Origin of the sequence: Propionimicrobium sp. PCR01-08-3 (assembly GCF_030286045.1) — a bacterium.
Lineage (GTDB): Bacteria > Actinomycetota > Actinomycetes > Propionibacteriales > Propionibacteriaceae > Brooklawnia.
The window spans coordinates 73,828-99,403 of the sequence record NZ_CP127390.1; the positions used below are offsets into that span (position 1 = coordinate 73,828).

23 protein-coding genes and 1 tRNA gene are annotated in these 25,576 nt (G+C 63.7%); 10 read left to right on the top strand and 14 right to left on the bottom strand.

The window, feature by feature from the left end:
* Nucleotides 1-5: 5 nt before the first annotated feature.
* From QQ658_RS00340 to cysS, 5 genes are all read right to left on the bottom strand, one after another.
* Nucleotides 6-1,448, bottom strand: a complete 1,443-nt coding sequence (locus QQ658_RS00340) for a glycine hydroxymethyltransferase (RefSeq protein WP_286025705.1) — start codon at nt 1,446-1,448, stop codon at nt 6-8.
* Between the two features lie 82 nt (nt 1,449-1,530).
* Nucleotides 1,531-2,238 (bottom strand): GntR family transcriptional regulator, encoded by a 708-nt coding sequence (locus QQ658_RS00345; RefSeq protein WP_286025706.1) that lies wholly within the window; start codon nt 2,236-2,238, stop codon nt 1,531-1,533.
* Between the two features lie 108 nt (nt 2,239-2,346).
* Nucleotides 2,347-3,879: a UxaA family hydrolase gene (locus QQ658_RS00350; RefSeq protein ID WP_286025707.1), complete on the bottom strand. Its 1,533-nt coding sequence runs from the start codon at nt 3,877-3,879 to the stop codon at nt 2,347-2,349.
* Between the two features lie 114 nt (nt 3,880-3,993).
* On the bottom strand, nt 3,994-4,944 hold the full coding sequence (gene rlmB, locus QQ658_RS00355; protein WP_286025708.1) for a 23S rRNA (guanosine(2251)-2'-O)-methyltransferase RlmB: 951 nt from the start codon (nt 4,942-4,944) through the stop codon (nt 3,994-3,996).
* A 45-nt stretch (nt 4,945-4,989) separates the two neighbouring features.
* Nucleotides 4,990-6,393 carry a cysteine--tRNA ligase gene (cysS, locus tag QQ658_RS00360; protein ID WP_502928924.1) on the bottom strand — a complete coding sequence of 468 codons (1,404 nt, stop codon included), beginning with the start codon at nt 6,391-6,393 and terminating at the stop codon, nt 4,990-4,992.
* Between the two features lie 131 nt (nt 6,394-6,524).
* Here cysS and QQ658_RS00365 point away from each other — a divergent pair, with 131 nt between their 5' ends.
* Complete coding sequence (locus QQ658_RS00365; RefSeq protein WP_286025709.1) at nt 6,525-6,851, top strand: hypothetical protein; 327 nt, start codon at nt 6,525-6,527, stop codon at nt 6,849-6,851.
* A 5-nt stretch (nt 6,852-6,856) separates the two neighbouring features.
* On the opposite strand, the gene QQ658_RS00370 is transcribed toward QQ658_RS00365, so the two are convergent.
* The 6 genes from QQ658_RS00370 to QQ658_RS00395 all read right to left on the bottom strand — a co-directional run bounded on the left by QQ658_RS00370 (nt 6,857) and on the right by QQ658_RS00395 (nt 14,742).
* Nucleotides 6,857-8,239 carry a DUF4032 domain-containing protein gene (locus QQ658_RS00370; RefSeq protein ID WP_286025710.1) on the bottom strand — a complete coding sequence of 461 codons (1,383 nt, stop codon included), beginning with the start codon at nt 8,237-8,239 and terminating at the stop codon, nt 6,857-6,859.
* A gap of 17 nt (nt 8,240-8,256) precedes the next feature.
* On the bottom strand, nt 8,257-9,915 hold the full coding sequence (locus tag QQ658_RS00375) for an AbgT family transporter (protein WP_286025711.1): 1,659 nt from the start codon (nt 9,913-9,915) through the stop codon (nt 8,257-8,259).
* Nucleotides 9,916-10,033: 118 nt separating this feature from the next.
* Nucleotides 10,034-11,425 carry an amidohydrolase gene (locus QQ658_RS00380; protein WP_286025712.1) on the bottom strand — a complete coding sequence of 464 codons (1,392 nt, stop codon included), beginning with the start codon at nt 11,423-11,425 and terminating at the stop codon, nt 10,034-10,036.
* A gap of 226 nt (nt 11,426-11,651) precedes the next feature.
* Nucleotides 11,652-12,827, bottom strand: coding sequence for a cystathionine gamma-synthase (metB, locus tag QQ658_RS00385; RefSeq protein ID WP_286025713.1), 1,176 nt, complete (start codon nt 12,825-12,827; stop codon nt 11,652-11,654).
* Nucleotides 12,828-13,036: 209 nt separating this feature from the next.
* On the bottom strand, nt 13,037-14,134 hold the full coding sequence (locus QQ658_RS00390) for an ABC transporter ATP-binding protein (protein ID WP_286025714.1): 1,098 nt from the start codon (nt 14,132-14,134) through the stop codon (nt 13,037-13,039).
* A 242-nt stretch (nt 14,135-14,376) separates the two neighbouring features.
* Complete coding sequence (locus tag QQ658_RS00395; protein WP_286025715.1) at nt 14,377-14,742, bottom strand: nuclear transport factor 2 family protein; 366 nt, start codon at nt 14,740-14,742, stop codon at nt 14,377-14,379.
* A gap of 266 nt (nt 14,743-15,008) precedes the next feature.
* On the opposite strand from QQ658_RS00395, the gene QQ658_RS00400 reads away from it, so the two are divergent.
* The 5 genes from QQ658_RS00400 (at nt 15,009) to QQ658_RS00420 (ending at nt 19,268) form a co-directional block, all read left to right on the top strand.
* Nucleotides 15,009-16,031, top strand: coding sequence for a LacI family DNA-binding transcriptional regulator (locus tag QQ658_RS00400; protein ID WP_286025716.1), 1,023 nt, complete (start codon nt 15,009-15,011; stop codon nt 16,029-16,031).
* A 333-nt stretch (nt 16,032-16,364) separates the two neighbouring features.
* On the top strand, nt 16,365-17,771 hold the full coding sequence (locus QQ658_RS00405) for an ABC transporter substrate-binding protein (RefSeq protein ID WP_286025717.1): 1,407 nt from the start codon (nt 16,365-16,367) through the stop codon (nt 17,769-17,771).
* Between the two features lie 24 nt (nt 17,772-17,795).
* Nucleotides 17,796-18,689 (top strand): DedA family protein, encoded by an 894-nt coding sequence (locus QQ658_RS00410; protein ID WP_286025718.1) that lies wholly within the window; start codon nt 17,796-17,798, stop codon nt 18,687-18,689.
* A gap of 96 nt (nt 18,690-18,785) precedes the next feature.
* The gene (locus QQ658_RS00415; RefSeq protein WP_286025719.1) at nt 18,786-19,037 is read left to right on the top strand and encodes a hypothetical protein; all 252 of its coding nucleotides are present in this window, start codon (nt 18,786-18,788) and stop codon (nt 19,035-19,037) included.
* Between the two features lie 158 nt (nt 19,038-19,195).
* A tRNA-Thr gene (locus QQ658_RS00420) sits at nt 19,196-19,268 on the top strand.
* 12 nt (nt 19,269-19,280) lie between these two features.
* Here QQ658_RS00420 and QQ658_RS00425 read toward each other — a convergent pair.
* Together QQ658_RS00425 and manA are read right to left on the bottom strand one after the other, a co-directional pair.
* Complete coding sequence (locus QQ658_RS00425) at nt 19,281-19,916, bottom strand: GDSL-type esterase/lipase family protein (protein ID WP_286025720.1); 636 nt, start codon at nt 19,914-19,916, stop codon at nt 19,281-19,283.
* 113 nt (nt 19,917-20,029) lie between these two features.
* Nucleotides 20,030-21,220 carry a mannose-6-phosphate isomerase, class I gene (gene manA / locus QQ658_RS00430; RefSeq protein ID WP_286025721.1) on the bottom strand — a complete coding sequence of 397 codons (1,191 nt, stop codon included), beginning with the start codon at nt 21,218-21,220 and terminating at the stop codon, nt 20,030-20,032.
* A 220-nt stretch (nt 21,221-21,440) separates the two neighbouring features.
* Between manA and QQ658_RS00435 the strand changes: the two genes are divergently transcribed.
* Nucleotides 21,441-21,725: a DUF3263 domain-containing protein gene (locus QQ658_RS00435; RefSeq protein WP_286025722.1), complete on the top strand. Its 285-nt coding sequence runs from the start codon at nt 21,441-21,443 to the stop codon at nt 21,723-21,725.
* Here the strand turns inward: QQ658_RS00435 and QQ658_RS00440 are convergent.
* The gene (locus tag QQ658_RS00440; RefSeq protein WP_286025723.1) at nt 21,722-22,144 is read right to left on the bottom strand and encodes a hypothetical protein; all 423 of its coding nucleotides are present in this window, start codon (nt 22,142-22,144) and stop codon (nt 21,722-21,724) included. The genes QQ658_RS00435 and QQ658_RS00440 overlap by 4 nt on opposite strands.
* A 237-nt stretch (nt 22,145-22,381) precedes the next feature.
* Between QQ658_RS00440 and groL the strand changes: the two genes are divergently transcribed.
* The 3 genes from groL (at nt 22,382) to QQ658_RS00455 (ending at nt 25,574) form a co-directional block, all read left to right on the top strand.
* Nucleotides 22,382-24,004, top strand: a complete 1,623-nt coding sequence (gene groL / locus QQ658_RS00445) for a chaperonin GroEL (protein WP_286025724.1) — start codon at nt 22,382-22,384, stop codon at nt 24,002-24,004.
* Between the two features lie 141 nt (nt 24,005-24,145).
* Nucleotides 24,146-24,850, top strand: a complete 705-nt coding sequence (locus tag QQ658_RS00450) for a copper homeostasis protein CutC (protein ID WP_286025725.1) — start codon at nt 24,146-24,148, stop codon at nt 24,848-24,850.
* A 166-nt stretch (nt 24,851-25,016) separates the two neighbouring features.
* A complete protein-coding gene (locus QQ658_RS00455; protein WP_286025726.1) occupies nt 25,017-25,574 on the top strand; it encodes an NUDIX hydrolase in 558 nt (185 codons plus the stop codon).
* Nucleotides 25,575-25,576 lie beyond the last annotated feature (2 nt).

The following is a 25,576-nucleotide window of genomic DNA, read 5'->3' on the forward strand; positions in this document are numbered from 1 at the left end:
AAAGCTCAGAGCTCCAGGCCCGGGTACAGCGGGTGGTTGCCCAGCAGCTCGTCCGCGGCGGCCTTGGTGCGCTCGGCCACACCGTCGGCGATGGTGTATTTGGCCTTGCTCGGAGTACCGGCCGACGTGGTGGTCGGGGTGGTCGCACTCAATGCGTCCACGATGAACCCGGCGACCTGGTCCATATCGGCCGGGGTGAAGCCCCGGCTGGTCAGGGCCGGGGTGCCCAGCCTGATACCGGACGAATACCAGGCGCCGTTCGGGTCGTGCGGGATCGAGTTGCGGTTGGTGACCACTCCCGAATCGATCAGAGCGTTCTCGGCCTGGCGTCCGGTCACACCGAACGAGGTGGCCACGTCGAGCAGCACGATGTGGTTGTCGGTGCCGCCGGTGACCAGCGTGGCACCGCGCCTCAACAGGCCTTCGGCAAGGGCCTTCGAGTTGTCCAGGATCTGCTGGGCGTAGGTCTGGAAGCTGGGCTGGCGGGCCTCGGCAAGCGCCACGGCCTTGCCTGCCATCATGTTGCCGAGCGGACCACCGAGCACCATCGGGCAGCCGCGGTCGACATCGGCGGCAAACTCCTTGGTGGCCAGCACCATGCCACCGCGGGGGCCGCGCAGCGACTTGTGGGTGGTGGTCGTGGTGATGTGCGCGAAGGGCACCGGATTCTCGTCCCCGGTGAATGCCTTACCCGCCACGAGTCCGGCGAAGTGGGCCATGTCGACCATCAGCACGGCGCCGACCTCGTCGGCGATCTCGCGCATGATGGCGAAGTTGATGCGGCGCGGATAAGCCGAATAGCCCGCAACCAGGATCGCCGGCTTGAATTCCTTGGCCTGCTTGCGCACGGCCTCGTAGTCCAGCAGACCGGTCGCCGGGTCGGTGCCGTAGCTGCGCTGGTCGAACATCTTGCCGGAGATGTTGTGGCGGAAACCGTGGGTGAGGTGGCCGCCCGCGTCCAGGCTCATGCCCATCAGGCGCTGGTTGCCGAGCGCGTGACGCAGCTCGTCCCAATCGGATTGATTGAGGTCGTTGACGGTGTTGGCCTGATACTTCTCAAGCGCAGGGGTCTCGATCAGGTGCGCGAGTATGGCCCAGTAGGCGACCAGGTTGGCGTCGATGCCCGAGTGCGGCTGCACATAGGCGTGATCGGCGCCGAAGAGCGCTTCGGCGTGCTCGGCGGCCACCTGCTCGACGGTGTCGATGTTCTGGCAGCCGGCATAGAAGCGGTGCCCGATGGTGCCCTCGGCGTACTTGTCCGAAAGCCAGGTGCCGAGCCCCAGCAGGGTCGTCAGCGACGCGTAGTTTTCGGACGCGATCAGTTTCAGCGAATGCCGTTGGTCGTGCAGCTCCGCCTTGATCGCTTCGGCGATGCGTGGTTCGGTCTGCCCGACGAGGGTCAGCATGGCCTGATAGGCGGTGGTGGCGAGGGCATCAGGGTCGGTCACGGATACTCCTGGACGAAGGGATCAATCGCGGTCTCAGTGTATCCCGGATGCACCTTGTGGCTTGTCCGGGCACAGCCGGTGATCAGGCGGCGGGATCCGACTCGTCGCGCAGCGAGCGGTCTTTCACGTTGCTGATGTGGTCGTACAGTGCCTGCCGTGCCGTCTCCAGGTCATGGGCCTCGACCGCGGCCAATACCGCCGCATGCTCGGATACCGCGAGTTCGGAATCGTTGATGCCCCGCCGGACGGATTGGCGCAGCCTGTGCAGGTGGGCCGGTAGCTGATCTGCGGTGTTCTGCAGGTAGACGTTGTCGGTGAACCTGAAGATCGTGTTGTGAAAGGCCCAGTCGGCGTCCATATAGTCGCGGTACGCGTTCATCGTGGTCTTGTCGGGGACGATACCTGCCACCGCCTTGGCGCTCTTCTCATGTTTCGTGTGTGCCTTGGCCAGCGCGGGACCTAATTCGTCCACCCGCTTGAAGGCCAGGATCAACGCGCCGGGCTCAAGGATCAGCCTGGTGTCGCACAGCTGGCCGATCTGATCGGGAGTCAACGGCGGTGCGACACGGTAGCCACGCAGGGGTGCGCGGGTGACCAGGCCGGTGCGCTCCATGTGAACGAGCGCTTCACGCACCGGCGTCGGGGATACTCCGAGTTCCGCGGCCAACCCATCGATGCTGAGTGGAGTCTCCGGGGCCAGCGAGCCCGACATGAGCATGCTGACCAGCGACTCATAGACCGTGTCGCGTAACACCTTTCGCTGCAGGGTCCGTACCTTGGGCTGCGCCATTGCATTCTGCCTTTCGTTCGGGGCGTCCGCACCATACCTGGGTCCACCGATTTCCGTGTACTGTGCGTCGTTGCCGTGTATCACGGCACCAATCGGTGGGTTCACGCATTACATTACGACGCCGATATGCCAAGGCTGGAATTCGTTGCGTCCGTACCCCAGCGACTCGCTGTTCGACGGGTTGCCGCTGGCCAGATCGAGCAGGGCGTTGTAGATTTCGAGACCCTTCTCGGCGACCGGCACACCATCGGAGAAGATCGGCCCGCAGTTGATGTCCATGTCCTCGGGCATCCGGGCGGCCAGGGCATTGTTGGTGGCCAGTTTGAGGGTCGGGGCGGGGGCGGTGCCCAGCGCGGAGCCGCGTCCGGTGGTGAAGCAGATCAGGTTGGCGCCACCGGCGAGCAGACCGGTCACCGAGACCGGATCGTATCCGGGAGTGTCCATGAAGCCGAGTCCGGGCTGGTCGATGTGAGCCGCGTAGTCGTACACGGCCTGCAAGGGGGCGTGGCCCGACTTGGCGACCGCGCCGAGCGACTTCTCCAAGATGGTGGTGATGCCGCCGGCCTTGTTGCCGGGGGAGGGGTTCGCGTCCATCGAGGCGCCCAGTTTCGAGGTGTAGTCCTCCCACCAGGCGATCTTGTCCATCAGGCGCTGCGAGGTCTCCTCGCTGGTCGAGCGGTGGACGAGCAGTGATTCGGCGCCGTAGATCTCGGGTGTTTCGGCGAGCACCGATCGTCCACCCTGGGCGACGATCAAATCGGACGCGTAGCCGAGCGCGGGATTGGCGGTCAGCCCGGACAGACCGTCCGAACCGCCGCAGTTGAGCCCGAGCACCAGTTCGCTGACCGGACGCTCGGTGCGCACGAAGGATTCGTTGACGCTCGGCAGCATCTTCTTAATGCCTTCGAGGGCGGCTTCGACGGTCGCGCGAGTGCCGCCGGACTGCTGAATGGTCATCCGCTCCTGGGCGACGCCGCGGCGGGCGTGGATCTGCTTGATCATCAGATCGACCTGATTGACCTCGCAGCCGAGCCCGATCACGATCACGCCCGAGACGTTCGGGTGGGTGGCGAAACCGGCGAGGGTGCGCTGCAGCAGGTCGAGCCCGCTGGTCGCCATGCCGCAGCCCAACCCATGGACGAGCGGGATCACGCCGTCGACATTGGGATAGTCGTCGAGTAGCCCGCGCTTGCCGGCCTCGTTGGCCACGATCTCGCAGACATTCGCCGAGCAGTTCACCGTCGACAGCACGGCGATGTAATTGCGAGTGGCGGTGGTGCCATCGTTGCGCCGGACGCCCATGAAGGTGCGGCGCTCGGGCAGCTCCGGGGCCGCCCAGGCGTCATGGTCGAGCTCGGAGGCCTTGGGCTTGTGGTGGTTGGAGAACACCAAGTTGTGCACGTGAACGTGCTGGCCGGCCGTGATGGGCTGCAGGGCAACGCCGATCTGGTAGCCATACTTGGTCACCGGATCGGTCTCGGCGATGTCATGCAAGGCGACCTTGTGGCCGAGAGGGATGACGTCCTGGATCGTGAGCTGATTCTCGCCGACGATGATCGTCTCGCTGGGGAGAAGCTTCCGGCGCGCCACCGCAACGTCATCGGCGGGATTGAGCACCAGAACTGCGTCGTCGGATGCCATTGACATCAGCCTCCATGGTTGTGACCGGCAGGCAGCTGTGCCTTGGTCCAGTTACCTCTTTTGATAGGGAAAATCATATCAAATATTGGGTTTTGGCCCGAACGAGGGTGCTCCTCACTCCGCGAGGCTCCCGCGGCAGCGAGCGATCTCATAGAGCGCCACGGACGCAGCCACCGACGCGTTCAGGCTTTCGACATCGCTCGCAATCGGGATGCGCGCCAGCACATCGCAACGCTCTCTGGTGAGCCGGGCCAGCCCGGCGCCCTCCGAGCCGACGACCAGCAGCACCGGGCCGTCGGCCCCCGGCACACCGGAGATGTCCGTATCGCCCTCGCCCGCCAGCCCGACAACCGTGAACCCGGCTTTCGCGGCGTCCTGCAGCACCCGGTTCAGATTGGTGGCCTTGGCGACCGGCACCCGGGCCAGCGCTCCGGCGGACGACTTCCACGCCACCGCGGTCACCGAGGCGCTGCGGCGCTCGGGGATGATCACGCCGTGAGCGCCGAAAGCAGCGGCCGAGCGGACGATCGCGCCGAGATTGTGGGGGTCGGTGATGCCGTCGAGGGCCACCAGCAGCCCCGTCTTGGATTCGTCGTTCACCGCGTCCGCGATGAGATCGGGCGGGAAGGCGTAGTCATAGCCGGGCAGCTGCAAGGCAACTCCCTGGTGCACCGCGCCGCCGGTCAGCCGGTCGAGTTCGATGCGCCTGGTTTGCAGCAGCGAGATCGAATGTTCGGCGGCGTACCGGAAGATCTCGTTCAGCCGGTCGTCCCGCTCGGCGCCCTCGGCGACATAGGCGGTCTTGATCGGCAGGCCGGCCATCATGGCCTCCAGCACGGGGTTGCGTCCGACCACCCAATCGGCGCCCGCGCCCTTGCCCTGGCTGCGGCCCTTGTTCTGGCCACCATGTGAGCCCTGCCCGCCACCGGCGTGCCGCTGGTCGGAGCCCTGCTTGCCCCTATATGCCTTGTGATAAGGACGATCCTCGGCCTTGGGGGTCGGACCGCGTCCGGCCAGCCCGCGCTTGCGGTGCCCGCCGGATCCTACTTTGCGCCCAGTCGCCACGGATTCTCCTTAGTCAGTAGTTGTTCTACGCGTAGTGGACGTCGGTCAACGGCTCCAGCGGGCGCCGTCGGGAGTGTCCTCAATGGTCAGGCCGAGCGCGGTCAGCTGATCGCGGATCGCGTCAGCAGCCGCCCAGTCCTTGCGGGAGCGAGCCTGAGCACGCTGATCCAAGATCAACTGGACGAGGCCGTCCACGACACCGCTCAGATCGTCGCCGCCCGAACTCCCGGCCCAGGCAGGATCGAAGGGATCCAGGCCGAGCACCGACAGCATCGCGCGCACCTGCGTCAGCGCCTGCTGAGCGGCCTCGGAATCCCCGGCGTCCAGATGGCGGTTGCCCTGCCGCACGGTGTCGAAGATCACGGCGACGGCGGCCGGGGTGCCCAGATCGTCGTCCATGGCCTCGACGAAGGCCTGCGGCAGCTGCGAGAAGGTGAAGGTGAATTCCCCGGTCGCGCCTGCCCTGGTCAGGAAGGAGTCGATGCGTTCCAGCTGCGATGTCGCCTCGGCCAGCGAGGTCGGGCTGAATTCGACGGCCGAACGGTAGTGCGGCTGGGCCAGGTAGAGCCGCACCGCGCGGGCCGGATACTCGCGGGTGACCTCGGTCACCACGGTGCCGTTGCCCAGCGACTTGCTCATTTTCTCGCCGGCCATCGTGACGAAGGCATTGTGCATCCAGTACTTCGCGAAGCCGTGGCCTGCGGCGCGTGATTGTGCCAGCTCATTCTCGTGATGCGGGAAGCGCAGGTCGAGTCCGCCGCCGTGGATGTCGAACTCACTGCCCAGATACTTGAGGCTCATCGCGGAGCATTCGAGGTGCCAGCCGGGGCGTCCGTTGCCCCACGGGGTTGGCCAGGACGCGGTGGCGGGCTCGCCGGGCTTGGTGCCCTTCCACAGCGCAAAGTCTCTTGGATCGCGCTTGCCGCGCGGGTCGGCGTCTGCGGCCGGAGCCATGTCGTCGATCCGCTGATTCGACAGTTCGCCGTAGTCGGGCCAGGAACGTACGTCGAAGTAGACATCGCCGGAGCCGTCCTCGGCGGCGTAGGCGTGACCGCGTTCGATGAGCACCTTGATCAGCTCGATCATCTCGGGGATGTGCCCGGTGGCGCGCGGCTCATAGTCGGGCGGCAGGCAGCCGAGCGCCTCGTAGGCCTTGTGCAATTCGAGCTCGACGGCGTAGGCAAGCTCGTACCATTCGATGCCCTGAGCCTTGGACTTGGCGAGAATCTTGTCGTCGATGTCGGTGATGTTGGCGACGACCTTCACCTCGTAGCCTTCGGCGGTGAGCCAGCGCCGCAGCACGTCGAAGACGACCTCTTTGCGGATATGCCCCAGATGTGGGGCCGACTGCACCGTCAGTCCGCAGTGGTAGATCGACACCTTGCCCGGGACCAATGGGACAAATTCGGTCAGGGTGCCGGCACGTTCGTCGAACAGATGAAAGCTCACACGATGGAGTTTACTTGTCGGGCGGCTGTGGCGTCGCACGCGTTCGGCATCATCAGCACCAGGGCCGGCCGCTAATCGAAGCGGGATAAACTCTGTCACGCTGCATTCCGCGCGATTTCAGTGGAGGAAGAATGGCCGAGATCCGTAAGCATCGTCCACGTACCAGTTCGATCGGCGACCAGGTGCGCGCGAATGTGGACGCAGGGCCCCGGCCGGTCGAACCCGGCGAGTTGGACGAGCCCGAGTTCGATCCCTTCTTCGAAGAACCGGACGACGAGCCCGCCGGCAATCAGCCCGAGATCGAGTTCATCAGTTCTGCGGCCGCGGCCGTGGGCACCGCGGATTGGTTCAGTTTCGATTCGGACGCCATGCAGGCCATGCTCGCCGGTTCTGGTGCGGCCCCGGACGCCGCCGACCCCGAGGACCAGGAGCCGGATGAGGACGCCGACGACGAGTAGTCAGGTCAGGGCTTTCCTTTTGCGCGCCGCAGGGCGCTGATGTCGAGGCGGGAGGCGTCGGCCAGGTCGATGGCGTCCAACTCGGCCTCCCACGGGTCGACGACTGCCGGGAGCGTCTCAGTCGTCGGGTCGTCCTGGTAGCCCAATGAGGGGTCGTAAGGATTCGCCAGCGTCCGCACGCCGGGGCCCATCGCGATACGCGCTTCGTCCGGAAGATTCGCGAGCACATCACGGATATAGCCACGGGAGGCCTCCAGCAGCGGCACCTCACGGCGCTCATGCTGCGACTGATACCAGCGATAGTCGAGCAATTCGTGGTAGATCTGCGCCGGATCGCGTTTGCCCATCAGCTCGGGCGGAATCGAATTGACGACCGGCTCGAAGCAATCGGTCAGCCACCGGTGCGCGACCACTGCTTCGTCCAACCCCTGCAATCCCTCACGCAGCCGATAGGTGTCGAGATCGTTGAGCAGCCGGCGGGCCTGATTCTCTTCGGTGTCGAGCCCGGTCAGCCGCAAGAGCCTGCGGGAATGATGTCCGGCGTCCACGACTTTCGGCTGAATCCGGATGGTATCGCCGTTGACCGATGTGTCGATGTCTAGCTCCGCCACATCAAAACCGAGCGCATTCAGCCTACGGACGCGGCCCTCGATCCGGCTCGGCTCCGATCCGCTGAACTCTTCGACGCCGGTGAGCTCATCCCACAGCTCGGTATATCTGGATTCGATGGTGTCGACCATGGTCAGGGGATCCAACGATTCGTCCAGCAAGCCGCCTGCCTCCAGGTCGCTGAAGTCACCGAAGATGTTCACCCTCGCAATGTCGAGATCGTGCCTGCGCTGGCCGTCGGTCAACTTATCGTGCAGCTCGCCGGTCTCCGCGTCCACCAGGTAGGCAGCGAACTCGCCGGCATCGCGCCGGAAAAGAATGTTCGAGAGCGAGACATCGCCCCACATCAGCCCGATCAGATGCAGCCTGGCCAGCAGGACGACCATCGCGTCCAGCAGCCGGGAAACGGTCTCGTTGCGCACACCGGGAGTGAACAGTGAGCGATAGGGCAACGCGAACTCGAGATGCTTGGTCAGCAGGATCGGGTCGAGTGACTCGCCACGACCGTCCTGGCGGGCGCTGATCACGCCCACCGGCTCCACGGCCGGAGTGTGCAGCCTGTTCAGATCGTGCAACAGGCGATATTCGTGAAGCGCCAGATCCTCATTGACTTCCTTGGCCGCCAGCACGTCGTCACCAACGGCGATGAACCGGACGACGTGCCGCGAAATACCTCGCGGCAAGGCAACCAGATAGTTCTCCGGCCAATCGGCGAGAGGCGTGCTCCAGGGCAGTGGCAGAAGCTGCGAATTCGGGGTCACCGACAAGAACCTGGGCACGCCTCAAGTCTGCCAGATCAGGGAATGTCCATCATGATTCCGTTGCCCGGCCCCATCGGAAGATCGAACTGGAAGAAGATGAACAAGATGACCGTCCAAGCAATCCAGAACGGAATGACGAAGGGCAGCATCCGGGAGATGATCGTGCCCATGCCGGCCTTCGGCTCATAGCGACGCAAGAATCCGAGGAAAACGATCATGTAAGGATTCATCGGAGTGATGATCTGGGTAGCCGAATCGCCGACGCGGAACGCGCCCTGAATAAAGGACGGTTCGTAACCCAGCAATCCGAACATCGGGACGAAGACCGCCGCCATGATTGCCCACATCCCCGAACCGGAAATGATGAAAAGATTCAAGATGCTGCACAAGACAATGAACAGCACGATCGCACCGAATCCGCTCAAATGCATGCGCTCGAGCAGTTCGGCTCCTTCAACGGCGATCCAACTGCCGATACCCGACCAATTGAACAATGCGATGAAATTGCCCAATACAAACGCCAGGACGAGGAAAGATGTCATGCCGACTATGCCGCCACCCATGAGTTTCGGCACATCGCGATACCCGGTGATCGCACCGGTCTTCTTGCCATAGACATAGCCGCCGACCGCGAAAACGGTGAATACCAGGAAGACAATCGAATCCAGCAGCGGCGACTTCGGCAAGAAGCCACCGTCCTCGTTGCGCCACGGTGAAGCCGGAACGAGAATTGCGGCAATCACCACCACGGCCAAGATGCCCAGGACGAGGAACGCCCGCCGCAGACCCTTCTTCTCGATATCGGTCAGCTTGTGGTCTTCCACCTCGCGGGACTGCTCCACGCCGGTCCCGCGCTGTGCGTAGATGCCGGTATCTTCGCCCTCATCGACGATCGCGTCGAGTTCTTCGGTGAGCCCGGTCGGCTCCTTGATCTCGTCGCGGGAGATGCCCAGCCGGTTGACCTGGGGCTCCACGACCTTGTCGATGATGAAACCCGCCAGAATTGCGAGCACGAACGCCGAAGCCAGGTTGAAGAAGTAATTCGAGACCGGATTGATTGGGTCGGCATTCTGCTCGATCATCGGCACGGTGGTGATCACCGAATTCGTGATTCCGGCGAACAACGCGTCCAACGACGTCGGGACGAAGTTCGTCGAATATCCGGCGCCGGCCGCGGCGAAACCGCCGATCAGGCCCGCGACGGGATGGCGTCCGGCGGCCTTGAAAGCGATCATCGCTAGCGGCGGAATCACCACGAAGGCAGAATCGGCCATGATCGAACCCGCAACACCGATGAACCCGACCGCATAAGGCAGCAGCCACCCGGGAGCCGAACCGACGACCTTGCGGATCATCGCGGATAAGAATCCGGTTTGCTCGGCAATTGCGATGGCCAACAGAATCGGGACGACGGTTTTCAATGGTGGGAAACCGATATAGTTTTCACCGATATTCGAGGTAAACCAGGCCAGTCCTTCGCCGGTGAAGAACCCTTTGATAGGCGTGGGCTCATCGGTTCCGGGAACATCGACCACCACATTGAACCATGCCATGATGGTGCAGGCCACGGCGGTGATAAGAAACAGAGCCGTGAACAACGTGAATGGCTCGGGAAGCTTATTTCCCAGGCGTTCGACTCCATTGAGGAACCGATCCATCCCCTTGCGCTGTTTGCTTTCGACATCAACAGACATTGACATCACCATCCTTTGATGGGGTAGGAGGTCGTGCATAATCCGTCGTCCATTTCATCGATCGGAATCGTGAGATGCCGTCGTGGCGAACGAATATCTTCGCGCAACCCGTGGGTGTTTATTTGGTGAAGAAGTTTTCGACGTCGACGCGTCCTCCGGCCGCCTCGAATTCGGCTTTCACGGCTGCTGCCAGCTCATCGTCGGCCAAGAAGTCGAGGGCCGTGGCAGCGAGCCCGTAGGCGCCATCGATTCCTCCGGCCTCGGCCAGCGGAGATTCCGCGGCCTGCACGAATGCCTCGGTGTGCAGCGCGACATCTGCCGGGGCAACCTTGAGCATGGGATGAATACCGGGCACCCGATAGCTGACGTTTCCGAAGTCGGTGGAGGCCGGTTGGGTATCGGGAAGGGTACCGGCGGGCAGCGGGTTGCGTCCGCGTCGCCGCTCACCCAGCACCCAGCGTTCGGTGAGCACCGAATTTGCGCGGACGGGCAGGCTCGGCGGATCATCGTCCCAATTCAGGGTGACCGTGGTTTCGGTCATCATCGCCGCGCCCCGGAAGATGTGCTCCAACCGCTCGGACAGGTCGAGGAGCGTCTCGGGGAATTCGGAGCGCGCGTACAGATCGAGCCTGGCCTCGTCCGGGATGATCGAGGCACGCTTGCCGCCTTCGACGATGACCGCATGCACCCGGTCGACCGGGATCATTTGCTGGCGCATCAGACCGATGGCTTGGTAGGCCAGGGATGCGGCGTCCAACGCGTTGCGTCCCTGATAGGGCTGCGCGGAGGCGTGCGCGCTGCGTCCGGTGAAGGTGACCGAGAGCAGTCTACGACCCAGCCACACCTGGGAGGCGACGTCATTGCCGGAGGGGTGCAGCATGATGGCCGCGTCCAGATCGTCGAATGCGCCCGCACGCGCCATGTACTCCTTGCCGGAGCGGCCTTCCTCCGCCGGGGTGCCGAGGAAGACGAGGCGTCCCTCGGGAGCGTCCTTTGCGGTGGCCAGGAGTTGGCGCAGCGCAATGGCCGCACCAGTTCCTGCGGTGGCGATGACATTATGGCCGCAGCCATGCCCCAAACCGATCAGGGCATCGTATTCGGCGAGAATGCCGATAGTGCGATGCTTCGCGGGGTCGAAGTTCGCGGTCGTGTATTCGGCGCGGATCGCCGTGTCCAGGCTATGGACGCCGATCTTCGGCGTGAACCCGTTGCCGGCCAGCAGATCCGCGATCTTCGCTGCCGAGCGGCGTTCTTGGAAGGCGATCTCCGGTTCGTCGTGGATGGAGTGCAGCAGGCTCAGCAGTTCGCCGGAATGCGATTCGACGATCTGCTCGAGGTCTCGTTGAAGCGACTCGGATGCGCCTGAATAGGAGCGTCCGCTCGGCTGCTTTGCCGCGGCCGTTTTGTCGGCGTCAGTGCCGATCATGGCCAAGCGGGCAGCAGCTTCGTCCTGCATCTGGCGTAGATAGAACTCGGATGGCTCCCGGAAGTAGTCGTATTGGCTCGTCATGTTCGCTCATGTTAGTGACATAGCCGGACCGGCTTTCGCCCGGGGCGAACTCGTAACGTGGCGGAAATACCGCAGTGGTAATTTTCGCGCTTCGCCTGGTTGCAACGGCATCGCCGGGCACGGTCGGAGGAAGGCCGTTTATCGGAGTGGACAGCTTTTCGCCGACGTAATCGCCTGACAGATCACGAGCTGTACTCGGATATGACCATCTGCGGATTCAGCTGTGTCAGCCGTGCTGGACGACCTCCAGCACGCGGTCGAGGCCCGCGCGGATGTCTGCCACCAGGTCACCCGCCGGCTCGATCCCGACCGAAAGCCGCAACATGGCCGGAGTGATTCCCGCAGCCAGCTGGGCCTCAGGGGTCATCGAGGCGTGCGTCATGGTCGCGGGATGTGCGACCAGCGATTCGATGCCCCCTAGCGATTCGGCGATGTCGAAGACCTGCAGTCCTCGGCAGAATGCCGACGCCCCCTCGAACCCGCCGGCCACCTCGAAAGTGATCATCGAACCAAAGCCGTGTTGCTGCCTCCGTGCGATCTCATGTCCGGGGTGGTCGGGCAGGCCGGGGTAGTAGACGGCTTGTACTGCGGAATGTCTTGTCAAAACGTCAACTATCTCGGCCGCATTCGCATCATGGACGCGCACTCTGGCGTCCAGGGTGCGAAGCCCGCGCAAGACCAGCCAGGAATCGAAGGCGCCGGCGGTGAGGCCGAGCACATTCGCCCAGAAGGCCAGCTTCTCGCCGAGCTCGGCGTTGTTGGCCACCACTGCGCCGCCGACCACGTCGGAATGCCCGTTGATGAATTTCGTCGTCGAATGCGCCACGATATCGGCGCCGAATTCGATCGGACGCTGCCGCATCGGCGAGCAGAAGGTGTTGTCGGCCAGCGCCAAGGCTCCGGCCGCGTGCACCTTCTCGACGGTCGGCTGCAGGTCGACGATCCGCAGCAGGGGATTGGACGGCGTCTCGATCAGGACCAGATCGGTGGGGCGCGCCAGAGCTTCGTCCAAGGCGCCGGGGTCGGTTTCGTTGACGTAGTCGACGGTGAAATTGCCGCGCTCGGCCAGATGGTTGAGCAACCGCCAGGTGCCGCCGTAACAGTCGTGCGGCGCGATGATGCGTCCGCCCGCCGGCACCAGCGCGGTGAAACAGAGATTCAAAGCAGACAGCCCCGATGAGGTGATGACGCCCTGGCTACCGCCTTCGAGGGTGGCGATGGCCTCACCCAGCAGATCACGGGTCGGGTTCTCGGACCTGCTGTAACCGTAGTCGGGCTCATTCTCCAGGCTCGGAAAGGCGTAATTGGTGCCGAGGTAGATCGGGGGAACGATCGACGAGAACGCGGTGTCGGAGTCAAGGCCCGCGCGCAGGCCTCGTCCAAGCTGGGAGATCGGATCCATGCCTGCCAAGATAGCCGGTTCGCCGAGCCTCACTGGTTCGGTTCTACTGTGTGTCTGCGTCGGCCGACCGCTCGCGATCTCGTCGAGCGAACGCATCAGATGATGGGCCCTTTGCGTCCGGGGCACTGGGCGGTGATAGGCGTGTGCACGAAAAAAGCACATCGTTGGGCGCGATAACACCCAACGATGTGCTTTTGAATGAGTCTGAATCAGGAGATGCGGTTGCCGGTTTCCGAGTCGAAGACGTGCACCGTTTCCGGATCGACATGCAACTGGACGACCTCACCGCGCGCCGGAGGCCTGCGAGTCGTGACCCTGGCGACGATTTCAGGCGCGGCACCGGCCAGGGCAGCGTCCTCGGCGTCCTCAGTGAGCGTGCCGTAGAGGTACGAGTCGGCACCGGTCTCTTCGACGACCGAGATCTGCATGTCGATGCCTTGGCCCTCCGACAGCTCGAACGACTCGGGACGAATGCCGATCGTCACGGTGTTGCCGGTGGCCTTGTCCAGAACCTCACGCGGAATCGGCACCACGTGACCGGTCACCGAGACACCGCCATCGACGATGCCGGCCTTGATCAGGTTCATCGCGGGCGATCCGATAAAGCCTGCGACGAAGAGATTGGCCGGACGATCGTAAAGCACCAGCGGGCTGTCGACCTGCTGCAGAACGCCTTCCTTCATCACAGCCACCCGGTCGCCCATCGTCATGGCCTCGACCTGGTCGTGGGTCACATACACCGTGGTGACGCCGAGCCTGGTCTGCAAGGCGGCGATCTGGGTACGGGTCTGGACGCGCAACTTGGCGTCCAGGTTCGACAGCGGCTCGTCCATCAAGAAGACCTGTGGGTTACGGACGATCGCGCGCCCCATCGCGACGCGCTGACGCTGGCCGCCCGAAAGGTTCTTCGGCTTGCGGGCGAGCAGATCGGTCAGGCCGAGCAGATTGGCGGCGTCCTGGACGCGCTTGTCGCGCTCGTCCTTGGCGACGCCCTGCATCTTGAGTGCGAAACCCATATTGTCGGCGACCGTCATGTGCGGGTAGAGCGCGTAGTTCTGGAAGACCATCGCGATATCGCGATCCTTCGGAGGCAGGTCGGTGACATCGCGGTCGCCGATCCAGACTGCACCCGAGTTGACCTCTTCGAGTCCGGCGAGCATCCGCAGCGAGGTCGACTTGCCGCAGCCCGAAGGCCCGACGAGCACCATGAATTCACCGTCACCGATTTCGAGGTTGAGGTGATTGACTGCGGGGTGATCCGATCCCGGATACGTGCGTACTGCTTCCCGGAAACTAACTGTGGCCATGCGAAGCCACCATCCTTTCTATGGGCAGGAACGTGCCCAACGATCCGTAGTAGAAGGACGAAGATGACTACCTCGTCTGGCTCACAAGCCTGCCATGCCTGTCAAGTGGGCGGGGAATCGTCCACTCCTGCATTATTGGGTTCAATTCTGCAGCTATAGCGTGTAAAACCGAACCCAATAAGTGCGTTGCGGGGTCCTATGGCCGGTGCAGGTTGTGGGCGCGAGTGCGTGGTGCGGGTCTGCTAGATGGGTTCGGCGAGCCAGGTGACCAACTGCCAGCGTCCATTCTCCCGGACGAATACCCGGAGGTTGTCGAGCACCTGAACGGCCTCGGGGTCGGCCAGCGTCCACTTCTCGACCCGGCACCGGCAGATGGCGCGATAACGGCCGTGCACCTCGAGATCCTCAATGGTGGTCTGCCGCTTGGCGCCGGTGTTCATCCCGGAAATGAAGTCCGACTTGGTCGAAAGCTGGCCGTTCGGACGGCGCATGGTGAACCGTTCGTGCAGCACACTCTCGAACCAGTCCTTGTCGGTAGCGGACTCTTTCTGCCCGATCAGCTCATTGATCTCCAGCAGGTCGGTGAAGGCCGAGGTCTCGTCACTCATGACGCCAGTGTAGGAGAGAGGCTTGGCGCCCGAGCCGCCAAGCCCAACTGGGCCTGGTACTCCAGGGCCGGGACGACAAGGGCGAGGGCCGGTGGGGCCACGAGGCTCGTCCGGTACCTCTACGATGAAGTCACCGGAATAACGGCTGAGCTCGCCACCGGACGAGGGCTGGTAGGCCAACCCGGTTCCGGAAGTTGTCTTGGCATCGCCCGCCAGGAACCGACGATGGCAGGCACAACTGACGTGGGCCGGCGAAGGGAGGCATCGTGAACGACAAGGTCGCGACGATCCGCGATGTCGCCGCGCGGGCCGGGGTCGGGGTCAAGACCGTCTCGCGAGTGATCAACAACGAGCCGCACGTGGCCGCAGCCACCCGGCAGCGGGTGCTGTCGGCCATCGACGAGTTGGATTATCGTCCCAATGCTGCGGGCCAGGGGCTGCGACGAGCCGTCGCCGGAACCATCGCGTTCGTCTGTGAAGACACCAGTGAGGCCTTCTCGCAGGCGGTGGCGTCGTCCATCGAGTCGGCCGCCGGGCAGCGCTCGGCTTTCGTCACCGCCTCGACCCGCGGCGACTCTGCCCGGGAGCGAGAACTGCTCGAATCGTTGATCGCGCGCAACGTCAACGGCATCGTGCTGGCACCATCTCGCGGCGACCTCGGCTACCTGAAACATCGGCACGGACACACTGCCATCGTCTGCGTCGATCGTCCGGCTGCGGGTTTTACCGCCGACCTTGCGATGTCTGACAACGAGGCGGGCATGGCCCGGGCGACCGAACTGCTGGTCGGCCGGGGCCATCGCCGGATCGCCTATTTTGGGGACTCCGCGCGGCTTGTCACTCAGCGAGAGCGCCTCGCCGGCTATCTCGCCGTGCTCGACGCGAACGGTCTGAGGGCTGATCACACGCTCGTCTATCAGCATTCGCCCGACGTTGAGCGAGTGCGCCGCCAGCTTGCCTATCTGGCGAAGTTGCCAGAACCGCCGGCTGCAGTCGTCTCGGCCAATTCGCTCACCACACTGGATCTGATCCATGCAGGATTGCCCGTTGACAGCGGTGGTTTCGTGGCATTCGATGACTTTCCGCTCGCCGATGTGGTGCTGGGCGGAATCACCTGTGTCGTGCAGGACGCCCGGGCCATCGGCGAGGCCGCCGCCGGGTTGCTCTTCCGCAGGATGACCGGTGATAGGTCCGAGGCGAGGGTCGTGCGGGTACCCACCAAGTTGATCGAGCGCAGTATCGCTTCCCCCGATCAGGTGCGATGGACGAACCGGATTGCGGCGCGCTGAATTCGCCGCGGTTCGGATGCCGTTGACGACGGCGTGCCTTCCGGCACCGGTGGCGGCCGAATCGTCGCGGAGCCCCGTGACTTCGCAAGCTGATCGCCTGTCCAAGCTTGACACCGTTATCACCGGGATTGACTAGCGAAGACGCCTATTCGTGGCGGTGTCATCCGCGGCCGGGAGGCAAAACGGCATTGCCGCACCCCTGGCCGATATCTAGGTTGTCGCTTGAAGGGTGTGCGGACCGGCTCGGACGCAAGAAAGCGACAGCCTATCCGCACCGTCTTTTCATCGGTACCGGTATTTCGCCGGTCGCTACTGTCAGGAGCAGTGCGAGATATGAAGCGAGGAAGCTTTTTGGCCGCCATGGGTGCTGTGGGCGCGGCCGCAGCACTCGGCGGATGTTCACCTGATCCCGCGACCCAGGGCGGAGGAACCGCCTTGAACTTCTTCAACGACGCCGGATCATGGGATCCCGGCTACCAGGCGGCAAGCGACGGACTGGAATCGGTGTGCGGCTGGGGCATTTCACCGCGCACCATCCCCAACGCCTTCTCCTACGAGCAGGTCGTCCGCTCCCTACTGCAGACCAAGGAGCCCCCCGACCTGGTGAAATGGGGCAGCGGCTACCGGATGCGGGATCTGGCCCGCACCGGTGCGCTCGCCGCCCTCGATGACGAGTGGACATCCTCGGTGTCCAAGGGGTGGCTCAGCGACGCCATGACCGCCGACTTCACCTACGGCGATCACATCTACGGGCTGCCGCTGATTCAGGGCTATTACGTGCTGACCTTTAACGTCTCGGTCTGGGACGATCTGGGGCTCAGCAAGCCCGAGACCTGGGATGACTTCATCTCGGTATGCGAGGAGTTGAAGGCCGCCGGCCTCGCGCCGATCGGCACCACGCAGCAGAATATGTGGCCGACCGCGAACTGGTTCTCCATGCTGTCCGCTGCCTTCTCGTCGGAGTGGTACGACAAGGTCTGCGCCAACGAGGCATCCTTCTTGGACGACGAGCCGCGCGAAATGCTGCAGTTGTGGCAAGACATGATCAATGCGGGTTACCACTCGTCGGCCGATTCTCTCAATGACGACTTCGCGTCCATGGTGCAAGCCGGACGCGTGGGCATGTGGCCCGCGGCGCTCAGCTGGTCGTCCGCCAACTTCAATGACGATCAGCAGCCGTGGCAGTGGGGCGGCACCCTGGTCGTGCACGAGGTCTTCCAGCGCGCCGACGGATCGCTCGGGGTGCGGATTCCGGGTGGCGTCCGTGAGGCGCTCTCTGCCTCCACGGTGATCGAGACGCCGGGCTTCGAGCTGGCGCGTGGCGACGGCTTGGCCGAACGCTACCTGGCCGAAGAACTTCCTGCTCAAGCACTGTTCAGCACGACGTTCACGGTTGGCGAGGGCACTCGTTCGGTGGCGTTGCGGTTCTTGGACGATCCCGCCACCGGCGATGGATACGAGTTCCAGCTGTTGGCCGGCGAGCGGCGGATCGTTTTCGCCAGGCGCCCCAACTATCCCTGGCACCGCAATGACAACCGGGGTTTGGAGCGTCCGTTCGACTTCTCGCCGGGCACCGAACATAACCTGCAACTGGTGCTGGACGACGACCTGGTCACCATCTACGTCGACGACGTGGCGCTCAACTCCCGGGCGTGCAGCCCGACCGGTAAGGCGCTGGCCGTTCAGGTGGTCGACGGGTCGGTCAGTTTCGGGCCCAGCCGGTTGAGCACGCTGGCTTGATTCGGCTGAAGGTAGGCTCACTGGGTGGCTGATGATCGTCCGGAAGATGGCACCCGTGGTGAACCCGTTGACGGGCCAGACGACTCGCGTCCGGGTCAGAGCGACTCGGTTGCCGATGACCTGAACTCAGCACCCCGTCGGGCCGAAGCGAGCCATCCCGATGTCGAGGCTGACCCTGATGATCAGCAGGCCGGCGATCGAGACTCCGACAAGGGTGACCAAGAACGCGAGTGGTGGGACGACCCCGGCATGCCCTGGAAGCGCAAGCCAACTCGCAGCGATATCGCGTGTCTGGCGTGGATCGGATTCTTGGGCGTCTTCAGTCTCGCGATGCTGCCGGTCAGGGCATGGCTGCTCGGCGCTCCCGAGCGGTTGCCGTGGCTGGTCGGGCTGATGGGCTCACGCTCGGGAACGACGCTGCTCGGCTCGGTGATCCGAGTCGGCGATGACCTGCCGTATGTCTGGCCGATCCTGCTTGGCACGTTGATGTCGATCAAGCTCGATTGGACGTATTGGTGGGCCGGCAAGCTGTGGGGCCGCGGCATGATCGAGATCTGGGCGGGGCAGTCGAAGCGTGCCGCCCGAAACTATGCCAGGGCGGAGCGTTGGGCGAACAAGCTCGGCTGGGTCGGCATGTTCGTGGCCTACGTGCCTATTCCGCTGCCGCTGACCGCGGTGATTTTCGTCCTCGCCGGGGCGCAGGGGATGAGTCTGAAGAAGTTTCTGGCGCTCGACTTCGCGTCCTGTCTGACGTGGCTGGTGGGCTATTTCTTCTTCGGGTTCTTCGTGGGGGAGCCCGCGGTCAAGCTGCTCGAGTTCTACGCGAAGTTCGCGAACTACGTGGCAGTGGCGCTGGTGGTGGTCGTCGTCGGGTTGAGCTTCTGGCGCAGCTCCAAGAAGCAAGAGCAGCGCGGCTGAGCTGGCCTGAATTTCTCTCAGGGTTTTCCCGCAACTTCCCCGAAACGCCAGGTCAGTAGCGCAAAGTGAGCTGAGAAATAGCTTAGAGTTCTCTTTATGAGAACCCCGCAGAGCGCGCGCTCCCGGACGCTGAGGCGGCGTCCGGTGACGAACGTGCTCAGACTCATCGCCCTCGTTGTTGGTCTTCCGCTCGTATTCGCCACGCTTGCAGCGCAAGCAACGACCAGCGCCGGTGGCTGGCTCGCCTGCGCGGCGACAGTAGTCCTCGGAGTCGGCCTGTCGCTTCTCTTCACCCGTAACGGACATTTGATTTCGTCCGATCGTGGTCAGGGTCTCGGACACAACTAGAACGCTCGCCTTGTAAGCGGAAGGTCGACCTCCCGCGCGCGATCTCGTGGGCTTCGAGTCGGCATCTTCGTCGCGAGCCAAAGCACGTGCCAGGATTTCGCCTTGGACGCCCGAGCGGGCAGAATGGTCAAGCACTATTTTCTTTTCATCTGGTGCATGCCTCCATAGCTCAGTGGCCAGAGCGCCCGCCTTGTAAGCGGAAGGTCGAGGGTTCGACTCCCTCTGGGGGCTCCGCTTATCGAATCACTTGTTGGCTTGGGATTTCAGGTCGAGCAGCAGCTGCTCGATTGCGTCGGCCAAGTTCTTGTGGCCCGTCTCGGTGAGATGAACCCCGTCTTGGCCGATATCCGTTACGTAATCGGACGCTTTGAGGTAGCGGCAGCCGTATTGTTCAGCGAGCGCCCGATATTCGGCCTCCAGGCCGAGAACCTTGGCAACCGAGGCCTGGTCGAAGTCCACGTCTTCGGTGATCGCGATGCGGGCGGGCGAGATGATGACAAACTCCGGATACTGGTCTTTTCTCCTGCAGAACTCCTGCACGCGGATGATGACTTCTTCGAGGCCCCTGGCGATCTCGGGTGCGGAGACGTTGTATCTGCGTTTGGTGTCGTTGGTTCCCAGCATGACGATGACGACATCCAGCGGAAAATGCGACAGGAGGCACGGCACGACATAATCCAGACCGCACCGAAATGGTTCCAGATGGTCCACGAAGGCGGTCGTCCGGCCATTCAATCCCTCTTCGATGATGTCGAAATCCGGATTGCCTGCCAGGCGTCCCGTCCATCTGATCTGATCGGGATAGCGGCCGCCCGTGATCGGGATGTACCCCCAGGTGTTGGAGTCGCCAAAACACAGCACACGGAGCCTGCTACTCACAGTCGTGCCTCGCCTTTCGAGTCGTTATCGCGTGAAGACGGTGCTCAGCCGGTAGTCGCCGCCCCGCTGACCCAGGTCTGCTTGCCTTCCTGGTCGGTGCCACGGCCATCAAGCTAGGCGTCCATTCCGGTCGCGGTCAGGAAGCCTTGGCCGTCTCCGCTGATCTGCACCTGGCGGCCGGCCTCCAGGAAGGCGGCCTGCCCCTGGACGAGGACGAGGTCGTCCTGCCCTTGGGAGACCCCGATCTCGCCGCGAGTGGCCAGCAGGATCCGGCCCGAAAGCTCACCCGGCAGTTCGATCATCCGGCCGGGGATGAGCTCCAGGCGCCAGCAGGCGAAGGACCGTTCATCGGTCGGGTAACGCCACAAACCGGGAAGTTCCTGCTCGGCAAGCATCGGGACGATCGGGATGGTGGTGAAGTTCACCACCTGGGCCAGTGCCGACGGATCGATGTGCTTGGAGGTGAGGCCGCCCCGCAGCACATTGTCGGAGTTGCCCATCACCTCGACGCCGGTGCCGTGCAGATAGGAATGCAGCCGACCTGGTTGCAGGTAGAGCGCCTCGCCTGGTTTGAGATGGTGCCGGGTCAACAGCAGCGCCGCCAGCAGACTCGGATCGCCGGGGAAATGCTCATCCAAGGTGACCGCAGTACGGGCGAAGTCGCCCAACTCGCCCTCGTCGTCCACATGGTTGATGGCTGCCGCTACGACATCGGTCACGGCGGCGGTTCGTTCATCGTCGGTCACCAGACAGTTCATGAACACTTCGGCCAGGCCTGCGCGTCCGCCTCTGCTGAGCAGCGGCGTGAATACCTTCTGGGAGTCGTTGCAAATACCCAGGCCGGCGAAGAGTTCGGCGCTGGCCTCCGGCGCGCGGAATCCGGCGAGCGCGTCAAATTCGGTCAGCGCGATCAACAGTTCCGGTTTGTCCCAGGGGTCTTTGAAAGTGCGCTCCGGAGCGTCCAACGGAATCTCTTCGGCGTTCTCCCGGGCGAATCCTGCCTGGGCGTCGATCCGGTTGGGGTGCGCCTGCAAACTCAGCGGGCGTCCGGCCGACAACAGCTTCATCAAATAGGGCAGCCGGCCCTCGAACTCGAGGCGCGTCGAGTCGCCTGCCATGGCCGGGTTCTGGCTGATGGCATCATCGAGCGGCACGCCGTCATCGATCCGTGCCGGACCGGACGGGTGCGCACCCAGCCAGTATTCGGCAAGTGGGCGCCCATCGTCCTCGATCCCCAAGATCGCAGGTATCGCATCGTGCGATCCCCAGTCGTAGCGCTTGATGCTTCCGGTCAGCGGATGCATCCGACCTCCTCGTGTAGACACTTTCCGCCTCAGGCTGCGGCCGGCGAGATGAGGAATATCCCGGCGATCGCGCGTGCCTGACCAAGCAAGCAGAAATACTACCTGCTGTGCCGCGGGCCCGGCGTCGCACCGCTATGTCGGCGCGACCTGATCGGTATCGTTTGTATCAACGACGGCTGTGAGAATTACACAGCTGTGATTCGCGGGCTAGAATCGCCCCATGGCTGAAGCACTGCGTAACCTCCAATCGGACGCTCAGCCGTTGACTGAGCGTGAGGCCGCGATTCTCGACTTCGAAAAAAGCTGGTGGCAGGCGAAGGCTCCGAAGGAGACCGAGATCCGGGAGCGGTTCAATTTGTCGGCCGCCCGTTACTACCAGATCATCAATTCGCTGATCGATCGTCCGGCCGCCCTCGAATACGACCCGCTGTTGGTCAAACGGCTTCGCAGGCTTCGTGAGCAGCGGCAGCGCAATCGTTCGGCGTCCCGGTTGAATAGCCGTTAAACCTGAATCCGCCGGTACCCACCCCTGGCCAGACCGGCGCTCACTTCGAAGATATTGGACGCGTACGTGGTCCCGGTCCGCCATTTCGACCAAGTGACGGCGAGCCCGTAAAGCGGCAGGAATGGGAGTCCCAGGCATAGCGTCCACTGGGTGGAATGGGCCGCCTCGTGCTCAAGGATCCGAGGATTTCGCGTTGTCAACGACCGCAGGGTAGCGCGCGGAATGGTGATGACATTTCCGATGGTGAACGCGCCGGCCTTGGGAAACCCGAGCCGATAGCCCTCGGCTATCCACAGCCCGCCCGGCCCGCGATGCGGACGAGCGCCCCCGGTGTGCGCCACGGCAAAACCCAGCGGAGTCGACAGATTCACCCAATTGAGAACCGCCCGCAATCGCTGGGCAGGCGTGAGGGTCGTCATGGGCCCAGATTAGATTGCCCCCTGAACTGTTTGCACTCGCAGGTGCCGAGTGCTAAAAATGAAACTGGCACTCGAACCAAGAGAGTGCCACTGCTTCGAGTAGTGGTGCGGGTGAGACCGAAGCCTTGATCCAAGGCAAGGTCGTCCGTCGCGGGCATCGGCAGCCACGAATCGTTGCGACCACAAGACAACCAAACGGGGCATGGCCCCTGATGCCAAAGGATTTTCCACAGAACCATGGCAAAACTCATTGAATTCGACTCGGAGGCCCGCAAGGGTCTCGAGAAGGGTATGAACACCCTGGCCGATGCCGTCAAGGTGACCCTGGGCCCGAAGGGACGCAACGTCGTCCTGGAGAAGTCGTGGGGCGCCCCGACGATCACCAACGATGGCGTATCCATCGCCAAGGAGATCGAACTGTCCGATCCCTTCGAGAAGATCGGCGCTGAGCTGGTCAAAGAGGTCGCCAAGAAGACGGACGACGTTGCCGGCGACGGCACCACGACCGCTACCGTGCTCGCCCAGGCGATGGTGCACGAAGGCCTGCGCAATGTGACCGCCGGCGCCAACCCGATCGAGCTGAAGCGCGGCATCGACAAGGCCGTTGCCGCAGTCACCGAGCAGCTGGCCGCCATGTCGACCGAGGTCGAGACCAAGGAGCAGATCGCTCAGACTGCCTCCATCTCGGCCGGTGACTCCACCGTCGGCGAGATCATCGCCGAGGCGATGGACAAGGTCGGCAAGGAAGGCGTCATCACCGTCGACGAGTCCAACACCTTCGGCATGGAGCTTGAGCTCACCGAGGGCATGAACTTCGACAAGGGCTACATTTCGGGCTACTTCGTCACCGACACCGAGCGCATGGAGGCATCCCTCGAGGATCCCTACATCCTGATCGTCGACGGCAAGGTCTCTTCGCTGAAGGATCTGCTGCCGGTGCTGGAGAAGGTGCAGCAGTCCGGTCGTCCGCTGCTGGTCATCGCTGAGGACGTCGACGGCGAGGCCCTGGCCGGCCTGATCGTCAACAAGCTGCGCGGCACCTTCAAGTCGGTCGCCGTCAAGGCTCCCGGATTCGGCGATCGCCGCAAGGCCATCCTCGCCGACATCGCGGTGCTGACCGGTGGCCAGGTCATTTCCGAGACCGTTGGCCTGTCGCTCGACCATGCCGAACTCGACATGCTCGGCCGCGCCCGCCTAGTCACCATCACCAAGGACGACACCACGATCGTCGAAGGTGCCGGCGACAAGGATCAGATTCAGGGCCGGATCAAGCAGATCCGCACCGAGATCGAGAACTCCGATTCCGACTACGACCGCGAGAAGCTGCAGGAGCGGCTGGCCAAGCTGGTCGGCGGCGTTGCCGTGATCAAGGTCGGCGCTGCCACCGAGGTCGAGATGAAGGAGCGCAAGCACCGCATCGAGGACGCCGTCCGCAACGCGAAGGCTGCTGTTGAAGAAGGCGTGCTGCCCGGTGGTGGCGTTGCCCTGATTCAGGCTGCCAAGAACGCCGCGCTCGAGGGTCTGTCGGCCGACGAGCAGATTGGTGCGCAGATCGTGGTGAGCGCCGCGGAGGCGCCGCTGAAGCAGATCGCCGTCAACGCCGGCCTGGAGGGTGGCGTTATCGCTGAGAAGGTCAGGAACCTTCCGGCGGGCGAGGGCCTGGACGCCGCGAACGGCGAGTACGTGCACATGGTCAAGGCCGGCATCCTGGATCCGACCAAGGTCACCCGCTCGGCTCTGGCCAATGCCGCGTCGATCGCCGGTCTCTTCCTGACCACCGAGGCCGTTATCGCCGACAAGCCCGAGAAGGCTCCGGCGATGCCCGCCGGCGCAGGCGACGAGATGGGCGGAATGTACTGATCCACCCGGTTCGGTAACCAGCCTGGGCGGTCTCACCCGACTGCCTGATAAAGAATGGGACGACTCGAACGAGCCGTCCCATTCTTTTTGCGTCTGGGGTGTCGCGCGTCCAAATGTGGGCTGACCCAGCATCATGGTGTCATGTCGGGGCTTCTTGAGGTGGTCGTGGTGACTGCTGAGGATGCGCGGCGCGCCGAAGAAGGCGGCGCCGACAGATTGATGATGGTCGGCGAGCTCACCGGGCAGGGACGCTCTCCCGAGCCGGCAGCATTCAGACGGGCGCGCGAAGCGTGCACGATTCCGATCCGCCCGTTGTTGCGGCTGCGCGACGGCTACCGCTCGGACGGTGGTGAGATCACCAGACTGCGCGGCCTGATCGAGACATATCTCACCGATGGCGCGGAGGGTTTCGTCCTCGGCTTCTTGGACGGCTATTCGCAGGTCGACATCGAAATCGTCCGGACGCTCACCGACGACGGCTACTGGCCGTGGACCTTCGATCACGCCATCGACCGCTGCCTCGACATGGACGACGCGTGGACGCAGCTGGAGACGATGCGCGGACTCGATCAGGTGCTGACCGCGGGCTCCGGCCGCGGCCTGGAGCAGGGCCTGGACGATCTGATCGCGCGAGCGAGATCCGACCCAAAGATCGCCGAGCTGATCATGGCGGGCGGAGGACTGGTGCCCGAACACGTCGCCTGGCTGTCCAGGGCCGGAATCGTGGCTTTCCAGGTCGGCTCACAGGTGCGTCCGGGTGGATCGTTCGCGGCCGACGTCGACACCTCGCTGGTGCGCGGCTGGCGGATCCTGTTGGATGCCGAAGGCATGCGCCGGGCGGGCTGATCTCCTGGCGCACAACCGTACTGAACAGGAGACGTAACGCGCAGACCTGTCGACCACCGAAATCCGAGAGGCCAGCCAGTTATCGAGTTCACTTCGGCACCTGTACGAGGCCAAAGTGAACTCGATATGTGCGGCTGCGCCAGCTGAGCGATCTAACCTTGGCACCATGAACGATCCAGATCGCAGGCCGATGGTTGCCGTCCCGCCGCGTGAGCGACGGGTGCGCACCCGCCAGGCCGCCAGGGTGGTGGTGCGTGCCGAGGGACGCGTGCTGCTCGGCTCCGATACCGATCCGGGGATGCCCGGCACTCAGTGGTGGGTGACGCCCGGCGGTGGTCTGGACGCCGGAGAGACCTTCGCCGAAGGCGCGGCCCGCGAGCTGGCCGAGGAGACCGGCCTGGTCGTCGACCCGGGCGATCTGACCGGCCCGATCGCCCGCCGGGTGGTTCATCACGGCTATTCGGACCACATCTTGCAGCAGCGAGAGGACTTCTTCGTCCTCGACCTACCGGCCCGTTTCGAGCCCGATACGGCCGGGTTCACCGAGGACGAGAAGGTGACGATGGCAGCGGGATTCGGCTGGTTCACCCTCGACGAGTTGACTGGCAAGACCGTCTGGCCGGTCGAGATCGCCCGCCTCATGCGGGCCGAACCCGGTGACGAGCTCATCGACTTTGGCGATGTCGAGGAGTCGACGGTTCCCGTGAGTCTCGGGCATCGCTGAGC

Excerpts from the sequence above, each read along its gene's own strand:
- QQ658_RS00345 (WP_286025706.1), bottom strand. The coding sequence starts at position 2,238 with ATGGCGCAGCCCAAGGTACGGACCCTGCAGCGAAAGGTGTTACGCGAC.
- QQ658_RS00350 (WP_286025707.1), bottom strand. The coding sequence starts at position 3,879 with ATGGCATCCGACGACGCAGTTCTGGTGCTCAATCCCGCCGATGACGTT.
- QQ658_RS00365 (WP_286025709.1), top strand. The coding sequence starts at position 6,525 with ATGGCCGAGATCCGTAAGCATCGTCCACGTACCAGTTCGATCGGCGAC.
- QQ658_RS00375 (WP_286025711.1), bottom strand. The coding sequence starts at position 9,915 with ATGTCTGTTGATGTCGAAAGCAAACAGCGCAAGGGGATGGATCGGTTC.
- QQ658_RS00380 (WP_286025712.1), bottom strand. The coding sequence starts at position 11,425 with ATGACGAGCCAATACGACTACTTCCGGGAGCCATCCGAGTTCTATCTA.
- metB (WP_286025713.1), bottom strand. The coding sequence starts at position 12,827 with ATGGATCCGATCTCCCAGCTTGGACGAGGCCTGCGCGCGGGCCTTGAC.
- QQ658_RS00390 (WP_286025714.1), bottom strand. The coding sequence starts at position 14,134 with ATGGCCACAGTTAGTTTCCGGGAAGCAGTACGCACGTATCCGGGATCG.
- QQ658_RS00395 (WP_286025715.1), bottom strand. The coding sequence starts at position 14,742 with ATGAGTGACGAGACCTCGGCCTTCACCGACCTGCTGGAGATCAATGAG.
- QQ658_RS00405 (WP_286025717.1), top strand. The coding sequence starts at position 16,365 with ATGAAGCGAGGAAGCTTTTTGGCCGCCATGGGTGCTGTGGGCGCGGCC.
- QQ658_RS00415 (WP_286025719.1), top strand. The coding sequence starts at position 18,786 with ATGAGAACCCCGCAGAGCGCGCGCTCCCGGACGCTGAGGCGGCGTCCG.
- manA (WP_286025721.1), bottom strand. The coding sequence starts at position 21,220 with ATGCATCCGCTGACCGGAAGCATCAAGCGCTACGACTGGGGATCGCAC.
- QQ658_RS00435 (WP_286025722.1), top strand. The coding sequence starts at position 21,441 with ATGGCTGAAGCACTGCGTAACCTCCAATCGGACGCTCAGCCGTTGACT.
- QQ658_RS00440 (WP_286025723.1), bottom strand. The coding sequence starts at position 22,144 with ATGACGACCCTCACGCCTGCCCAGCGATTGCGGGCGGTTCTCAATTGG.
- groL (WP_286025724.1), top strand. The coding sequence starts at position 22,382 with ATGGCAAAACTCATTGAATTCGACTCGGAGGCCCGCAAGGGTCTCGAG.
- QQ658_RS00450 (WP_286025725.1), top strand. The coding sequence starts at position 24,146 with ATGTCGGGGCTTCTTGAGGTGGTCGTGGTGACTGCTGAGGATGCGCGG.
- QQ658_RS00455 (WP_286025726.1), top strand. The coding sequence starts at position 25,017 with ATGAACGATCCAGATCGCAGGCCGATGGTTGCCGTCCCGCCGCGTGAG.